Source organism: Blastococcus sp. DSM 46786 (assembly GCF_900109665.1).
GTDB lineage: Bacteria > Actinomycetota > Actinomycetes > Mycobacteriales > Geodermatophilaceae > Blastococcus > Blastococcus carthaginiensis.
Genome location: NZ_FOAO01000002.1, coordinates 68,416 through 83,193 on the forward strand (window position 1 = coordinate 68,416; position 14,778 = coordinate 83,193).

Sequence of the window (14,778 nt, forward strand, 5' to 3'; positions counted from 1 at the left end):
CTTCCTATGCCAGGGGCCGGTGAGCGTCGAGGCGCCCGCGGCGGTCGTCCTGCGGCCGCTGGGGCTGGGCGACCTGCTCACCGGGGTACCGGCCATCCGGGCGGTGCGGGCGGCCGTGCCCGGGCACCGGCTGGTGCTGGCGACGACGACGGCGCTGCAGCCGCTGGCCGCGCTCATCGACGCCGTCGACGAGGTGCTGCCCGCCCGCGAGCTGGAGCCGCTGGACTGGTCGGGGCCGCCGCCGGAGCTCGCCGTCGACCTCCACGGCAAGGGCCCGGCCTCGCACGTGGTCGTCGCCGACCTGCACCCGCAGCGGCTGCTCACCTTCGCCGGCCCAGGCTACCCCGGACCCACCTGGTACCCCGACGAGCACGAGGTCCGGCGCTGGTGCCGGCTGGTCTCCGAGGGACTCGCAGTCGACGCCGATCCCGACGCGCTGGACATCGCCGTGCCCGCCGCGCCGCCGCCGGTGCGCGGGGCCACCGTGGTGCACCCGGGGGCGGCGTTCCCCGGCCGCCGCTGGCCGGCCGACCGCTTCGCCGCCGTCGCCCGCCACCTCGCCGCCCGCGGCCACGACGTGCGCATCACCGGCGGCCCGGCGGAGGTGGAGCTAGCCCGGTCGGTGGCCGCGGCGGCCGGGCTGCCGGAGTCGGCCGTGCTGGCCGGCCGGACGACGTCCGTGGAGCTCGCGGCGGTGGTGGCCGCGGCGCGGGTGGTCGTGTGCGGCGACACCGGCGTCGCGCACCTGGCCACCGCCTACCGGCGACCGTCCGTGGTGCTTTTCGGCCCGGTGCCACCGGCGCTGTGGGGGCCGCCGCCGCGCCCGCAGCACGTGGTGCTCTGGCACGGCGACGGCACCGGCGACCCGTGGGGCACCGACCTCGATCCCGCCCTGGCCCGCATCACCGTCGACCAGGTGGAGGGGGCACTCGACGAGCTCCTGCCCGGTCACGCCGAGTGGATCCCGGAGGGGTCCGCGCAGGCGTGACGCAGCGGCTCCACGCCGCCGGGGGACGGCACCTGGTCGCGGTGTCGTCCGGAGGACGACGATGTCACGAGCGCTGGCGGAGGGCGTCGAAGAGGACCATCTGCAGGTCCTCCTCCTCGACGGCGGAGTACGCCGCGCCGCCGGTGGCCTCCGCGATCTGCTCGAGCGCGCTGAGGTCGGCGTCCGGCCCCAGCGCCACCCCGATCACCTTGACCGGCCGGTCGGGGTCGGCCTCGGCGGCCAGCGTGATCAGCAGGTTGTCCAGGCTGGTCCCCTCGGCGTCGTCCTCGTTGGTGCCGTCCGTGACGACGAGGACGCTGTTCACCGCCGTCGGGTCGTAGTTCTCCCGCGCGGCCCGCACGGCGGCCAGCGTGGTGTCGTACAGCCCGGTCCCGCCGGGGGTCAGCCGCTCGGGGATGGTCTGCAGCTGCTCGTCGAGGACGGCGCGCTGCGTCTCGCCGTCGACGACGGCGTCCAGCTCGCGGGTGGGCACCAGCTCGGTCCAGTCCTGCTCGCCGTCCAGCTCGTAGGCGAACGCCCAGATGCCCAGGGCGTAGTCGTCGGGGACGAGGGAGAGCGTGCTCCTGGCGGCGTCGCGGGCGAGGGTGGCCCGCGTGCCCCCGTTGACCGGCGCCTCCATGGACGTGGAGACGTCGAACACCGTCAGGACGCGCGACGGCGCGGCCAGGCTGGAGAGCCGGGTCAGCAGACCCTGCACCTGCGGGGCGTCCAGGGCCAGCACCTCGGGGGCCGCCTCGGCGATCCCGGCGCCGGCGCCGGCGCCGGGCGGGGCGTCGCCCTCCGGCCCGCGGAAGCCCGCGTCCCGGACGGCCGCCTGCGCTTCCTCGGACAGCAGCCGGTCGGTGACGATCTCGACGGCGCGGGCCTGGGCGCCGGTGGGCGAACCCACCCGCAGCACCGGGTAGTCGAGCACCGGGGAGCCCTCGGCGGGGTAGACGGCGAGCAGAGCGGAGTCCTCGGCCTCCTGGTGGATGGCGTAGACCTCCTGCTCGCTGACCGGCACCAGCGGGGCTTCGGAGCCGCCCTCGCTGCCGGCGGTCAGCGCCTCGCCCGCGGTGAGCTCGGTGCTGCGGGCGGCGGCGAGCACCGCGGCCACCACGGCGTTGTCGGCGTCGGCGTCCCCACCCAGGGCGGTGCGCACCGCGGCCAGCGCGGAGAGCGCCTCGGCGCTGGCGGCGAGGTCCGGGACGGCCAGCGGCCGTCCGGTGCCCAGCGCCTCGGCCCAGCCCGGGCCCTCGCCCGTCCAGCCGAGCTCGTCGATGACCGATTCGCTGGTGGCCAGGACGACGGGGGAGAGCGCCATCGAGCCCACCGGCTCCAGCTCGGCACCGCCGGCGACGCGGGCCGGCCACAGCGAGGAATCGGGCACCCACACGTCGGGCAGGGAGCCCTCGTCGAGCGCGCCCAGGTCACCCGCGGTCTGGAGCGGCTGCTGGGCGGTCACCTCCGCGCTGACGCAGAGCGCGTCGTCGGGTGACTCGACCGAGCTCAGCAGCTCCTCGGTCAGCGTGCCGAGCTCCGGGGCCACCGTGACGTCGACGGTGACGTCCTCGTCACAGCCACCGCTCCCGGCCAGCCACCAGACCAGGCCACCGAGGACCAGGACGATCGCGAGGCCGGCGGCGACGAGAACGGGAGGCACCGGACGGCGCGTGGCTGCGGGATCTGCGTGACGGCCCATGCTCGCTCTCTGAGGTCGACTCGGGGTGGGTGCGGCTCCCCCAGAGCTCGCCGTTCCAGATTAGATGTGTCCCGCGTCGCGTCGGGGTGACACTCGTCGCACGAGTCGTGACGGACCGTCAGCCGGTCGGTGCCGCGGCCGTCCGCTGGGCGGCGAACCAGTCGACGGTGCGGCGCAGCCCCTCCTCGGAGGTCACCCGGGGGCGCCAGCCGAGCAGCTGCTCGGCGCGGGTGGTGTCGGGGCGCCGGACCTTGGGGTCGTCGACGGGCAGGGGGATGTGGTCGACGGGGGAGCCCGACCCGGTGAGCTCCACGATCCAGCGGGCCAGCGCCAGCATCGACAGCTCGTCGGGGTTGCCGATGTTCACCGGCCCGGGGTGGTCGGAGAACGCCAGCGCCAGGATGCCCGCGGCGGTGTCGTCCACGTAGCAGATCGAGCGGGTCTGCGAGCCCGTCCCGGCGACGGTGAGCGGCCGGCCGTCCAGCGCCTGGTTGACGAAGGCGGGGATGGCACGGCCGTCGTCGGCGCGCATCCGGGGACCGTAGGTGTTGAAGATCCGGACGATGCCGGTGTCGGTGCCCTTCGACGTCCGGTAGGCGGTGGTCATCGCCTCGCTGAACCGCTTGGCCTCGTCGTAGACGCCGCGCGGGCCGACCGGGTTGACGTTGCCCCAGTACTCCTCGGTCTGCGGGTGCTGCAGCGGGTCGCCGTAGACCTCGGAGGTGGAGGCCAGCACGTACCGGGCACCCTTCTCGTGGGCCAGGCCCAGGGTGTGCAGGGTGCCCAGGCTGCCGACCTTGAGGGTCTCGATCGGCATCTTCAGGTAGTCGATCGGGCTGGCCGGCGAGGCGAAGTGCAGCACCAGGTCCACCGGGCCGGGGACGTGCACGTAGTCGGTGACGTCGCAGCGGACCAGCCGGAACCCCGGGTGCTCCATCAGGTGCGAGACGTTCTCGGGAGCGCCGGTGAGGAAGTTGTCGAGGCAGACGACCTCGACGCCGCGGTCCAGCAGCTGTTCGCACAGGTGCGAGCCGAGGAACCCCGCACCGCCGGTGACCACCGCCCGCCGGATGCTCCGTGCCCCGCGTACCGGTCCGTCGACCATGCCGTCGCCCTCCTGCGCTCCATCCGGTGCGCACGCCTGCGGACGCACCTGGCGGGCGTCCTACCCGTAGATCAACTCCGCACACACTTCGAGAGCGAAGTGTTCTCCGCGCTCCGGGCGGTGCCGGAGCCCTGCGGTGCGCGGACGACCGCGGCCCCGGTGCCGGGGAGCGTGGTCCGCGCTGCGCCCCCTGACGCGGACGGGCCGCCGGTCTCCGAGAGGAGACCGGCGGCCCGCCGGTGAGGTGCTGGCCCCCTGCAGGGCCCGCCCGCGAGCTAGCGAGCGGTGGGGGGCAGGGGGTGCTTCATCAGTCGACCACGGACTCCTCGTCGGGGATCGCGTTCGCCGGCGGGGTGGCCGGCTCGCGGTCGAACTCCTCGATCGGGGCGTCACCGATGTCGGTCACCCGGACCGGCTGGACCTCCTCCGAGCCGTTGCCCACGATGCGCTCGATGGACATGCCGCTGGTGCCCATGTGGCTGTCCTCCGAGTAGCGGAAGGGCGCGAAGACCGGGCCTTCCCACTCGCTGCCGGCGGTCTCGATGGCCTCGACCAGGCCGTCGCGGGTCGGGTTCTGACCGGCCGCCTGCAGCGCCTGAGCCGTCGTGTAGGCCTGGGCCATGCCGTAGACGCGGTAGTTGGTCAGCTCGCCCTCGCCACCGCACTCGTCCCAGATCCGCTGGAACTCCTGGATCCACGGGTTGTCGGTCTGGTCGACCGTCGGCAGGTAGCCGGTGGTCAGCGCGCCGTCGAGCAGGCTGGCGTCGGAGACCTGGCCCTCGCTGAAGCGGTTCAGCAGGCCGCCGACCAGCGTCGGGTCCGAGCCCACGTTGGAGTAGAACCACTGCGGGTCGTAGCCGAGCTGCAGGGCGGTCAGCTGCGAGAGCGCGGTGTAGCTGGGCACGTTGAACCCGACGACGAAGTCGGCACCGGCCGCCTGCAGTGCCGCGATCTGCGGGCCGACGTTGGTGTTGCCCGGGGTGTACCGCTCGGCCGCGACGATCTGGTCGTCGATGTACTGGCGGATGCCGGCCTCGCCGTCCTCGCCGAAGTCGTCGTCCTGGAGGAAGAGCCCGACCTGGGCGTCGGGGAAGTTCTCGGCGATGTACTCGCCGATGATCTTGCCCTCGCTCATGTAGTCGGTCTGCCAGCCGAAGGTGTACGGGTAGGTCTCGGGCTCGTCACCCCAGGTCAGGGAGCCGGACGCGACGAACAGGTCCGGGACGCCCTCGTCGTTGAGGAAGTCGACCACGGCGCTGTGCGTGGGGGTGCCCAGGCCACCCATCATCGCGAAGATCTCGTCCTGGAGGACCAGCTCGTTGGTGACCTGCGCGGTCTGGGTCGGGTTGTAGGCGTCGTCGCGGAAGATGAACTCGACCTCCCGGTCGTAGATCCCGCCCGCCTGGTTCAGGCACTCGAAGTAGGCCTGCACGCCGGTGGGGATCTCGCTGTAGCCGGGGGCGGCCACACCGGTCAGCGGGTAGTGGGCGCCGAGGCGGATCGAGTTCTCGGTGACGCCGATGTCGGAGGCCTCGTTCTCGCCCCCGCCCCCGCCACCGGCGGAGCCGCCGCCGCTGTCATCGCTGCCGCCGCAGGCGGCGACGGTGGACAGGACGGTCGCCGCGGCGATCGTGGTCATGAGACGTCGGGAGGATCTGGACAACGGTGCTCCTCTGGTGCGGCCCGGGCATCTGTGCCCGGGAGTCGGTGGGGGGTGGTGCGGGTGGGGGTGTCGCGTGCGGCGGATGGAGGGGGTCGCCCTCACCCCCTGCTGCTCGCGCCGTCGGCACCGGCCTGGGCCATGGCTCGCTTGGCCTTGCGGGTCATCCAGCGGAGGCGGATGGTGCCCACGAAGCCGGCCGGGACGAAGATCATCACCACGATGAGCACGACGCCGTAGACGAACGGCGCGAGCTGGGCGGCCTCGGTCTGGCTGAGCCCGAAGTCGCCGCCGAGGTTCGTGACGAACGGCGGCAGGAAGACCAGCAGCGCCGAGCCGAGCAGGGCACCGACCAGGCTGCCCAGGCCACCGATGACGATGGCGGTGAGCAGCGCCAGCGAGAGCACGATGGTGAAGCCGCTGGGGGCCGCGAGCCGGACCACGATGGCCAGCACGCCGCCGGCGAGCCCGGCCGCCGCGGCGCTGACGACGAAGGCCAGCACCCGCCAGGCCCCGAGGTTGATCCCGGCCAGCTCGGCGGCCACCTCCTGGTCGCGCACCGCCCGCCAGGTCCGCCCGATGCGGCTGCGGATCAGGTTGGCCAGGAAGAAGTAGGTGATCAACAGGCAGATCGCGCCGACGTAGGCCAGCCACTTGGTGCTCGAGGCCGAGTTGCCCGAGACGGCGTCGATGAAGCCGTCGAACCACTCCGGCGACTGCGGAGCGCGCACCCGCAGGCCTTGCTCGCCGCCGAAGACGTCGTGGAAGTAGATCGCCAGACCGGGGAGCCCGACCGCGAGGGCGAGCGTCGCGCCGGCGAGGTAGGGGCCGTGCAGGCGGGCGGCGGCCACTCCGACGAGGGCGCCGATCGCCGTGGCGACCACGACGGCGGCCAGCAGGATGACCGGCAGGGGCAGCGGCTCCTCGGCGTCGAGGAACAGCGCCGTCGTGTAGGCGCCGGCCGCCATGAGCGCACCGTGCCCGAGCGAGATCTGGCCGTTCATGCCGGTGAGCACGGTCAGTCCGCCGGCGGCGATCGCGTAGTAGGTCAGCGTCGCCAGCTGCGAGTTCTGGAACGGGCTGGTGATCTCCAGGATCACCACCGCCAGCACGGCGCAGACCGCGAGCACCAGCAGGTGGCGCAGCAGCGTGGACTGCGGCAGGAACGAGCGGCCGGACGTCGCCGGGCCCGAGGGCGCATCCCCTCCGGCGGTCGCCTTGACCGGGGCGTCGTCGCTGGCCTTGCCGGCGGTGCCGGTGGAAGCGGGGCTCTGCAGGTCGCTCATCGTCATGCCCTCCGAGCCGTGGTGCTGCTGAACAGACCGCCGGGTCGCACCAGCAGGACGACGATCAGGATGACCAGGGCGGAGATGTTGACCAGGGCGCTGCCGCGCGGGGCGTAGCCGCTCACGTAGCTGAGCGCCAGGCCGAGGATCAGCCCGCCGACGATCGCGCCGACCGGCGAGTCGAGGCCGCCGATGATCGCGGCGACGAAGCCGAACACGATCAGCGCGTCCATGTAGGCCGGCCAGACGAACGTGCCGCCGGCGATCAGCAGCCCGGAGAGCGAGCCGACGACGGCGGCCAGGCCCCACCCGAGGGTGAGCATGCCGCCCACCTTGACGCCGAGCAGCCGGGCGACCTCCTGGCTGAACGCCGAGGCGCGCATGGCCAGGCCGATGCGGGTGAACCGGAAGAGCGCGACCAGCAGCGCCATGACCACCAGCACCGAGCCGATGACGTACAGGCTGGTCGGGGTCAGCGGGATCGTCGAGCCACCGACCTCCAGGCCGCGCACGCCGAACGGCGTCGGGAAGGACTGGAACGACGAGCCGAAGATGATCGCGATGGACGCCTGGATGGCGACGAAGAGCCCGAGGGTCACGATGACGGCGTTGAGCTCGGGCCCGCCCTCGACCGGGCGGATGATCACCCGCTCGACGATGGCCCCGAGGACGAACCCCGAGGCGAGGGCGACGATCAGGGCGACCCAGTAGGACTGGCCGGCCTGGATCAGGGCCAGGGCGATGAACGTGGTGGCGGCGGCCATCGAGCCCTGGGCGAAGTTGACGATGCGGGTCGATCGCCAGATGAGCACCAGGGCCAGGGCGAAGGCCGAGTAGATCATGCCCTGGGTCAACCCGGTGAGGGTCACGTTGACGAAGTAGTCCACGGAGGAGGAAGCCTTCCTGGCTGTGCGGGGAGGGTCAGAAACCGAGGTAGGCGTGCCGGAGGTCCTCGTCGGCCATCAGCGTGCGGGCGGAGTCGGTGACGACCACCTTGCCGAGGTTGAGGACGACGCCGACGTCGGCGACCGACAGGGCGCTGCGGGCGTTCTGCTCGACGAGCAGGACCGAGAGCCCCTCGGAGTCGACCAGCTGGCGGAGCAGCCCGAAGATCTGGGCGACGATCCGCGGGGCCAGGCCCAGCGAGGGCTCGTCGAGCAGCAGGATGCGCGGCTTGGCCAGCAGCGCGCGGCCGATGACCAGCATCTGCCGCTCACCGCCGGAGAGCGTGTGTGCGGCGTTGTTCCGCCGCTCGGCGATGCGCGGGAACAGGTCGTAGACCCGGTCGAACTCGCTCCGGTCGACCTTGCCGCGGAAGAGCGATCCGACCCGCAGGTTCTCGTCGACGGTCAGCTCGGCGATGACGCCGCGGCCCTCGGGCACGTGCGCCATGCCCTTGGCCACCATCGACTCGACCGGCGCCTTGGTGATGTCCTCGCCGTCGAGCACGACGCGGCCGGAGACCGGGCGGACGAGGCCGCTGATGGTGCGCAGCAGGGTGGTCTTGCCGGCCCCGTTGGCGCCGAGGACGGCGGTGATCCGCCCGGTCTCGGCCGCCAGGCTGACGCCGTCGAGGGCGCGGACCGGCCCGTAGGCGGAGGTGAGGCCCTCGACCTCGAGCAGGCGCGTGGCGGTGCTGGTGCCACCGGTGGCCGACAGGGCGGTGCTGCCGTGGGCGTCAGGCATGGGGGCGTCCTCCCTCGGCGTGGGTGAGCTCGGCGGCGTCGGTCTCGCTGTCGACCGCGTCGCCGAGGTAGGCCTCGGTCACGGCGGGGTCGGCCTGGACCTCGGCCGGCGTGCCGGCGGCGATCTGCTTGCCGGAGTCGAGCACGGTGATCCGGTCGCAGACCCGCATGACCAGGTCCATGTGGTGCTCGACGAGGAGCACGCTCATCCGGCCGACCACCGAGCGGATCAGCTCGCCGAGCTCGTGCATCTCGTCCTCGGACAGACCGCTGGCGGGCTCGTCGAGGAGCAGCAGCTCCGGCTCCGCGACCAGCGCCCGGGCCAGCGCGACCCGCTTCTGCACCGGGTAGGGGAGCGAGCCGGGGTAGCGGCCGGCGTAGTGCGCGGCGTTGAGCTCGGTCAGCGCGCGCATGGCCCGCTCGCGCAGCAGCCGCTCGTCCTTGTCCGACGTCGGCAGGGCGAAGAGGGCCGAGGCGAAACCGGCGCGGGCGTGGCGGTGCGCCCCGACCATGACGTTCTCCAGCACGGTCATGCCGGGGAAGAGACCGACGCCCTGCAGCGTGCGGGCGATGCCCAGGGAGGTGAGCTTGCTCGGCTTGAGCCGGCGCATCTCCTCGCCCCGCCAGACGATCCGGCCCGACGTCGGGCGGACCAGGCCGCAGGCGACGTTGAACAGGGTGGTCTTGCCGGCCCCGTTGGGGCCGATGAGGCCGTGCACCTGGCCCGGCTCGACGGTCACGGACACGTCGGTGAGGGCCAGCACGCCGCCGAAGGCGACGTTGATCCCGGTCATCTCGAGCCGGGCGGTGGGCGTCTTCTCCGGTGTTCGCTGGCTGCCGGTCGGCTGCGCCAAGGGGCCCACTGCTCCTCTGCATCGGTGCGGCACCACCCGGACGCGGGTGGTGACGGTCGGGTCGCGAGTACGTCCCGCTGAGCCTGCCCGCCCGTGTCACCCGTCACAATGGGCGCACCGCACAGCGATCACAAGAGCGTGTTGTGCTGTGTGTCGACCTGTTGCCAGGTCGATATCGGGCGGCGCTCGCGGGCCCGCACGGCCACGTCGCGGGCGGTCGATCCCGGCCTCGATTGGGTCACGACTGCGCCCCGCCGCGCGTGTCCGCACGGGGTCGACCGCACAATGGGCGCAGAGCACAATTGCGCGCTCGCCGTGTTGTGCTGTCAGCGGTGCGCCAGGAGGAGGTCGACGAGTGCAGCCCTTCCGCCCGGAGGTGGCGACGAGGCTCGCCGAGCTGGCGCCGCGGCTGCTGGAGCAGCTCGACGCGATGACCGATCGCATGGTCGACGTGCTGGTGCGCACCGAGCCCGCCTACCGGGAGCTGGTCGAGGAGTCCGAGCAGGACCTGCGGGACTCCACCCGGTCGAACCTCGAGGGCGGGCTGCGCTCGCTGATGGCCGCCGCCGCGGGCAGCGGGACCCCGCACCTGGCCTCGGCCCGGGCGGTGGGTGCGCGGCGGGCCGCCCAGGGGCTTCCCCTGGAGGCGGTGCTCCGGGCCTACCGGCTGGGCGGGCAGGTGACCTGGGAGACGCTGCTGGCGGTCTCCCGCGACGGCACCGCGCACCACGACACGCTCCTGCTCGAGGTGGCCGGGTCGGTCTGGCGGACCAACGACGCCGAGTGCGCCGCCCTGGCCGAGGGCTACCGGCTGGAGCAGCGGCGCCTGGAGGGCGTCGACGAGCGGGCCCGCCAGCAGGCGCTCGACGGGCTGCTGGAGGGCCGGGGCAGCGACCCGGCGTTCGTGCGGGCCGCCGCGGAGATCCTGGGCGTCCCGCTGGACGGGCGGCTCATGGCGGTCGTGGCGCTGCCGGGGCCCGACGGCGTCCTGGCGCTGCGCTCGCCCGGGGAGGCGCTGCTCAAGCGGGGGGTGCGCTCGACGTGGGGCGTGCGCGGCGACGCGCAGGTGGGGCTCGTCGGGCTGGGTGCCACCCGCCTCGGTGACCTGCTGGCCCTGCTGCGGGGGACGGCGCACGGCCCGGTCGGCGTGTCCGACGTCGTGGACGGTGCGCCGGCGGTCGGCACGGCCTACCGGCTGGCCGAGACCGCGGTGCGCACGCTCCCGGCAGGGGTGAGCTGCGTGGTGAGCATCGACGACCGGCTCCCCGAGGCGCTGCTGAGCAACTCGCCCGAGATCAGCTCCCGGCTCGTGGGTCAGTCGCTCGGCGGGTTGCTGGAGCTGCCCGAGGACGAGCGCGCCGTGCTGCTGGACACCCTCGCGGCCTTCCTCGCCACCGACGGCTCGCCGACGCGGGCCGCGGACGCCCTGTACTGCCACCGGAACACCGTGATGCACCGGCTTCGGCGCATCGAGTCGGTGACGGACCGCAAGGTGACCGACCCGCGGTCGCGGCTGCTCTGGCAGCTGGCGCTGCTGGGCACCGAGCACGCCCAGCCCGCCCGCCGCTCCGCATAGGCGCCATCGCCGCAGGACTGGGGACCCTCTGCGGGCAGTCTCTCTCTGCCCACTCCGGCGGGGCAGAGCGCGACCGTCGGCGGAGCAGGCCTGCTGCCGGCTCGCGGCCCTCCTGCAGGGCCCCGCCGCGAGCGCGCCGGCGGTGGGCGGGCGGGTCTCCTACTGCAGGTAGCTCTCGACCTGCTGCTCGGGGCGCGCCTGGGCCTCGTCGGGGTCCTCGTCGTACTGGCGCTTGGCGCGGCGCTGCCGCAGCAGGTCCCAGCACTGGTCGAGGTCGGCCTCGAGCTTGCCCATGCGAGCCCGCGTCTCGTCGGTGTGCTCGCTGTTCTCGCGCAGCGCGTGCTCCTCGTCCACGAGGGCGTGGATGCGCTTCAAGATGTCCTGCTCGTCCATGCCCGGGTGCGTGCCCGGGGACGCGGGCGCGAAACCGGAACTGCCGTGCCCGGGGCGGTCAGCCCTCCCCGGGGACCCAGCCCTCCACGAAGGCGGCCAGCCGGCGGTGCACCGCCCCGCCCGCGCGGCCGAGGGCCAGCAGGGCGGCCCGCTCCAGCGGCACCCGGACGGTGCGGCGGTCGGCCGCCCGGGTGGCGACGGCGTGACCGGTGGCCACCAGGTCGGGCCAGGGGCGGGCCAGCTGAGCGCGGACCCGTTCCAGCGCCTCGGCCGTGGGGCCGGCGTTGCCCTCCACCATGGCGGTCACGAAGGACGGGTCGCTGCCGATGACCCGGGTGCCGTCGCGGAAGCTGCCGGCCGCCAGCGCCAGGGCGAGCGGACCGGCCTCGGCGGCCGCGCCGGCGAGCGCGGCGGCGAGCAGGTGCGGGACGTGGCTGATCGCGGCGACGGCGTCGTCGTGCTCGGCGGCGGTGACGGGCACGACCTCCGCGCCGACGGCGAGCGCCACCTCCGCGACGCGCAGCCACCGCGGCAGCTCGGTGTCGCGTTCCAGGCAGAGCGCCCAGCGGGCCCCGGCGAACAACTGCGGGTCGGTGGCCCCGTGGCCGGACCGTTCCGTGCCGCACATGGGGTGGCCGCCGACGAAGCGCCGGCCCAGCACCGGGCCCAGCGCGTCCAGCACCGGCACCTTCACCGAGCCGAGGTCGGTCACCGTCGCGTCGGCATCGACCACCAGCCCGTCCAGCGCGGTCGCCATCGCCGGCAGCGGCACGGCCAGCACGACGACGCCGGAGAGCTCGCGGGTGATCCGCACCCCGCGCGCGGCGGCGGCGTCGCGGGCCGCGGGGTCGACGTCCCAGCCGGACACCGGGCGCCCGGCGGCGGCCAGCGCGGCGGCCAGCGACCCGCCGAGCTGGCCCAGCCCGACGACGCCGACCGGGGGAGCGGGCATGGTCGGGACCGGGAACGACGGCGCACCGCCGACGGGGGCGGCCCCGGGTCCAGCGGTATCGGCCATGATCAGAGGCTATGACGCCGACCTGCCCGCTCCGGCCTCCCCACGCGCCATGACGCCCCGGTCGTTCCTGCTCACCCCCGAGCTCGCCGATTACGTCCGCGCCTCCTCCGATGCCGTGGACGAGGTGATGGCCGACCTGATCCGGGAGACCGCGGAGATGGCCGAGCGCGGCGAGGCCTCGCCCACGCTCCAGATCGCCCCCGAGCAGGGCGTGCTGATGCGGCTGCTCACCGCGGCGCTGGGCGTCCGGACGGCGATCGAGATCGGCACCTTCACCGGCTTCTCGGCGCTCTGCATCGCCCGGTCACTGCCGGCGGGCGGCACGCTGCTGTGCCTGGACAACAGCGAGGAGTGGACGGCGGTGGCGCGGCGGTACTGGGAGCGGGCCGGGGTCGCCGACCGCATCGAGCTGCGCCTGGGCGACGCGTTGCCCACGCTGCGCTCGCTGCCGGCCGAGGAGACCTTCGACCTGGCGTTCGTCGACGCGGACAAGACCGGCTACGCCGCCTACGTCGAGGAGCTGCACCCGCGCATGCGGGCGAACGGCGTGGTGCTGCTGGACAACACGCTCTGGTCGGGCCGGGTGCTGGACCCCGCCGACGAGTCCGACCGCGCGCTGGTGGAGCTCAACGCCGCGCTGGCCGCCGACCCGCGGTGGGAGACGGCGCTGCTGCCGCTCTCCGACGGGCTGACCATGCTGCGCAAGCGATGAGCCAGGGTGCCGTGGAGGGACCGGCCAGCTACGCGGTCCGGGTCAGCCGGGCCGGCGCCCGCTGGCAGGTGGAGCTGCTGGCCGCCGACGCCGGCGACGAGCTGCCGGTCCTGGAGCGGGCGCTCGGCGACCCGGGCAGCGCGGGCTGGCCGCCGCCGTTCGTGCTCGTCGTCGACTCGCGGCTGTACTTCGTCGCGCTGCGGCACGGCCCCGGGGGCATGGTCCGCGCGCTCATCTCCGATGCCACGATGCTGGAGTGGGTGCTCGCGGCCGAGGTGGTCGAGCGCTACGGCATCGGCGTCGACACCGAGGGCGCCTTCGACGACGACGAGACCGGCTGGCCCGGCGGCGACCTGGACCTGTTCGCCGACGACGGGCTGCCCGCCGAGGAGCTGCGACCGATCGTGACCGCCGACGACCTGTGGGCCGACGAGATGGTGGGCCGGATCGCCACCCGGCTGGGCTTCGCCGACGAGCTGGCCGCGGCGGTGACCTCGTGACGGTCACCGCGGTGGTGTTCGACCTGGGCGGGGTGCTCACCGAGAGCCCGATGACCGCCTTCGCCGCCTACGAGCGGGAGGCCGGGGTGCCCGAGGGGCTGATCCGGCAGCTGAACTCCACCGACCCGGACACGAACGCCTGGGCCCGGTACGAGCGCAACGAGCTCGACGTCGCCGGGTTCTCCGCCACCTTCGAGGCCGAGGCCGCGGCGCTGGGGCACCGGATCGAGGCCGCGCGGGTGCTGGCCGCGCTGCAGGGGGAGCTGCGCCCGGCGATGATCGCGGCGGTGCGCCGGCTGCGCGAGGCCGGGCTGCCGCTGGCGCTGCTGTCGAACAACGTGGCGCCGATGGAGCGCGGCGGCCGGCTGGACGACGTGCTCGGCCTGTTCGACGCGATCGTCGAGTCGTCGGTCGAGGGCGTGCGCAAGCCCGAGCCGGAGATCTACCGGCGGGCGCTCGACCGGCTCTCCGAGGCCGTCGGGCGGCGCATCGAGGCCGCCCACTGCGCCTACCTCGACGACCTGGGCATCAACCTCAAGCCCGCCCGGGCGGTGGGCTTCTCGACGATCAAGGTGGTCGATCCCGCCGTCGCCCTGGCCGAGCTGTCCGAGCTGGTCGGTTTCCGGGTGGACGGCGCCGCGTGACGGCGCTCCGGGGGGTGCTCCCGCCGCGCTCTGCCTCTGAGTGCGGTGGCACTCAGAGGCAGAGCGCCCGGAGCGCCACCCGGTGAGCCCCGACCTGGACGCCGCCATGGCGCGTGCCCTCGAGCTCGCGGCGGGAGCGGAGCAGTGGGGCGACACGCCGATCGGCGCCGTCGTCCTCGGTCCGGACGGCGCCGTCCTCGCCGAGGCGGCCAACGAGCGGGAGAAGCGCGGCGACCCCACCGCGCATGCAGAGGTGCTCGCGCTGCGCGCGGCGGCGCAGGTGCACGGCGACGGCTGGCGGCTGGGCGGCTGCACCCTGGTCGTCACCCTGGAGCCCTGCACCATGTGCGCCGGGGCCAGCGTGCTGTCGCGGGTGGCGCACGTCGTCTACGGCGCCGACGACCCGAAGGCCGGCGCGGCGGGGTCGCTGTGGGACGTGGTCCGCGACCGCCGGCTCAACCACCGGCCCGAGGTCACCGGCGGTGTGCGGGCGGAGGAGTGCGGCGCGCTGCTACGTGCCTTCTTCCGCCGTCAGCGGGGCCTGTAGTCTCTTCGGCGGTGGCGTGTCCGAGCGGCCGAAGGAGCACGCCTCGAAAGCGTGTGAGGTGCAAGCCTCCGTGGGTTCAAATCCCACCGCCACCGCCAGCAGGAACAG

Annotated in this window: 15 protein-coding genes and 1 tRNA gene; 7 read left to right on the forward strand and 9 right to left on the reverse strand. The window is 74.1% G+C overall.

Annotated features, from left to right (window positions below):
- Positions 1-19: 19 nt before the first annotated feature.
- Positions 20-988, forward strand: coding sequence for a glycosyltransferase family 9 protein (locus BMW62_RS02325; protein ID WP_091929237.1), 969 nt, complete (start codon positions 20-22; stop codon positions 986-988).
- Between the two features lie 64 nt (positions 989-1,052).
- On the opposite strand, the gene BMW62_RS02330 is transcribed toward BMW62_RS02325, so the two are convergent.
- From BMW62_RS02330 to BMW62_RS02360, 7 genes are all read right to left on the reverse strand, one after another.
- Complete coding sequence (locus tag BMW62_RS02330) at positions 1,053-2,651, reverse strand: substrate-binding domain-containing protein (protein WP_244523786.1); 1,599 nt, start codon at positions 2,649-2,651, stop codon at positions 1,053-1,055.
- A 157-nt stretch (positions 2,652-2,808) separates the two neighbouring features.
- Positions 2,809-3,795, reverse strand: coding sequence for a UDP-glucuronic acid decarboxylase family protein (locus BMW62_RS02335; protein ID WP_091929239.1), 987 nt, complete (start codon positions 3,793-3,795; stop codon positions 2,809-2,811).
- A 307-nt stretch (positions 3,796-4,102) separates the two neighbouring features.
- Positions 4,103-5,434, reverse strand: coding sequence for an ABC transporter substrate-binding protein (locus tag BMW62_RS02340; protein WP_091929240.1), 1,332 nt, complete (start codon positions 5,432-5,434; stop codon positions 4,103-4,105).
- A gap of 122 nt (positions 5,435-5,556) precedes the next feature.
- Positions 5,557-6,741: a branched-chain amino acid ABC transporter permease gene (locus tag BMW62_RS02345; RefSeq protein ID WP_244523787.1), complete on the reverse strand. Its 1,185-nt coding sequence runs from the start codon at positions 6,739-6,741 to the stop codon at positions 5,557-5,559.
- Between the two features lie 2 nt (positions 6,742-6,743).
- Positions 6,744-7,628: a branched-chain amino acid ABC transporter permease gene (locus tag BMW62_RS02350; protein WP_091929242.1), complete on the reverse strand. Its 885-nt coding sequence runs from the start codon at positions 7,626-7,628 to the stop codon at positions 6,744-6,746.
- 34 nt (positions 7,629-7,662) lie between these two features.
- Positions 7,663-8,427, reverse strand: a complete 765-nt coding sequence (locus tag BMW62_RS02355) for an ABC transporter ATP-binding protein (RefSeq protein ID WP_091929243.1) — start codon at positions 8,425-8,427, stop codon at positions 7,663-7,665.
- Entirely contained in the window at positions 8,420-9,289 is an 870-nt protein-coding gene (locus BMW62_RS02360; protein ID WP_091929244.1) for an ABC transporter ATP-binding protein, read from the reverse strand. Before BMW62_RS02360 ends, BMW62_RS02355 begins: the two co-directional genes overlap by 8 nt.
- 346 nt (positions 9,290-9,635) lie before the next feature.
- On the opposite strand from BMW62_RS02360, the gene BMW62_RS02365 reads away from it, so the two are divergent.
- Positions 9,636-10,856: a PucR family transcriptional regulator gene (locus BMW62_RS02365; RefSeq protein ID WP_091929245.1), complete on the forward strand. Its 1,221-nt coding sequence runs from the start codon at positions 9,636-9,638 to the stop codon at positions 10,854-10,856.
- 159 nt (positions 10,857-11,015) lie between these two features.
- On the opposite strand, the gene BMW62_RS02370 is transcribed toward BMW62_RS02365, so the two are convergent.
- Complete coding sequence (locus tag BMW62_RS02370; RefSeq protein ID WP_091929246.1) at positions 11,016-11,249, reverse strand: DUF2630 family protein; 234 nt, start codon at positions 11,247-11,249, stop codon at positions 11,016-11,018.
- Positions 11,250-11,307: 58 nt separating this feature from the next.
- On the reverse strand, positions 11,308-12,267 hold the full coding sequence (locus BMW62_RS02375; protein WP_244523788.1) for a prephenate dehydrogenase: 960 nt from the start codon (positions 12,265-12,267) through the stop codon (positions 11,308-11,310).
- On the opposite strand from BMW62_RS02375, the gene BMW62_RS02380 reads away from it, so the two are divergent.
- From BMW62_RS02380 to BMW62_RS02400, 5 genes are all read left to right on the forward strand, one after another.
- Positions 12,266-12,979 (forward strand): O-methyltransferase, encoded by a 714-nt coding sequence (locus BMW62_RS02380; protein WP_244523789.1) that lies wholly within the window; start codon positions 12,266-12,268, stop codon positions 12,977-12,979. The genes BMW62_RS02375 and BMW62_RS02380 overlap by 2 nt on opposite strands.
- Positions 12,976-13,479, forward strand: coding sequence for a tRNA adenosine deaminase-associated protein (locus BMW62_RS02385; protein WP_091929248.1), 504 nt, complete (start codon positions 12,976-12,978; stop codon positions 13,477-13,479). The genes BMW62_RS02380 and BMW62_RS02385 overlap by 4 nt, the downstream gene beginning before the upstream one ends.
- On the forward strand, positions 13,476-14,123 hold the full coding sequence (locus BMW62_RS02390; protein WP_091929249.1) for an HAD-IA family hydrolase: 648 nt from the start codon (positions 13,476-13,478) through the stop codon (positions 14,121-14,123). The genes BMW62_RS02385 and BMW62_RS02390 overlap by 4 nt, the downstream gene beginning before the upstream one ends.
- Positions 14,124-14,229: 106 nt before the next feature.
- A complete protein-coding gene (locus tag BMW62_RS02395) occupies positions 14,230-14,670 on the forward strand; it encodes a deaminase (RefSeq protein ID WP_091929461.1) in 441 nt (146 codons plus the stop codon).
- 10 nt (positions 14,671-14,680) lie between these two features.
- A tRNA-Ser gene (locus BMW62_RS02400) sits at positions 14,681-14,768 on the forward strand.
- Positions 14,769-14,778 lie beyond the last annotated feature (10 nt).

Coding starts and splice junctions, on each gene's coding strand:
- BMW62_RS02355 (WP_091929243.1), bottom strand. CDS start 8,427: ATGCCTGACGCCCACGGCAGCACCGCCCTGTCGGCCACCGGTGGCACC.
- BMW62_RS02395 (WP_091929461.1), top strand. CDS start 14,230: ATGGCGCGTGCCCTCGAGCTCGCGGCGGGAGCGGAGCAGTGGGGCGAC.
- BMW62_RS02385 (WP_091929248.1), top strand. CDS start 12,976: ATGAGCCAGGGTGCCGTGGAGGGACCGGCCAGCTACGCGGTCCGGGTC.
- BMW62_RS02375 (WP_244523788.1), bottom strand. CDS start 12,267: ATGGCCGATACCGCTGGACCCGGGGCCGCCCCCGTCGGCGGTGCGCCG.
- BMW62_RS02335 (WP_091929239.1), bottom strand. CDS start 3,795: ATGGTCGACGGACCGGTACGCGGGGCACGGAGCATCCGGCGGGCGGTG.
- BMW62_RS02340 (WP_091929240.1), bottom strand. CDS start 5,434: ATGACCACGATCGCCGCGGCGACCGTCCTGTCCACCGTCGCCGCCTGC.
- BMW62_RS02345 (WP_244523787.1), bottom strand. CDS start 6,741: ATGAGCGACCTGCAGAGCCCCGCTTCCACCGGCACCGCCGGCAAGGCC.
- BMW62_RS02370 (WP_091929246.1), bottom strand. CDS start 11,249: ATGGACGAGCAGGACATCTTGAAGCGCATCCACGCCCTCGTGGACGAG.
- BMW62_RS02380 (WP_244523789.1), top strand. CDS start 12,266: ATGATCAGAGGCTATGACGCCGACCTGCCCGCTCCGGCCTCCCCACGC.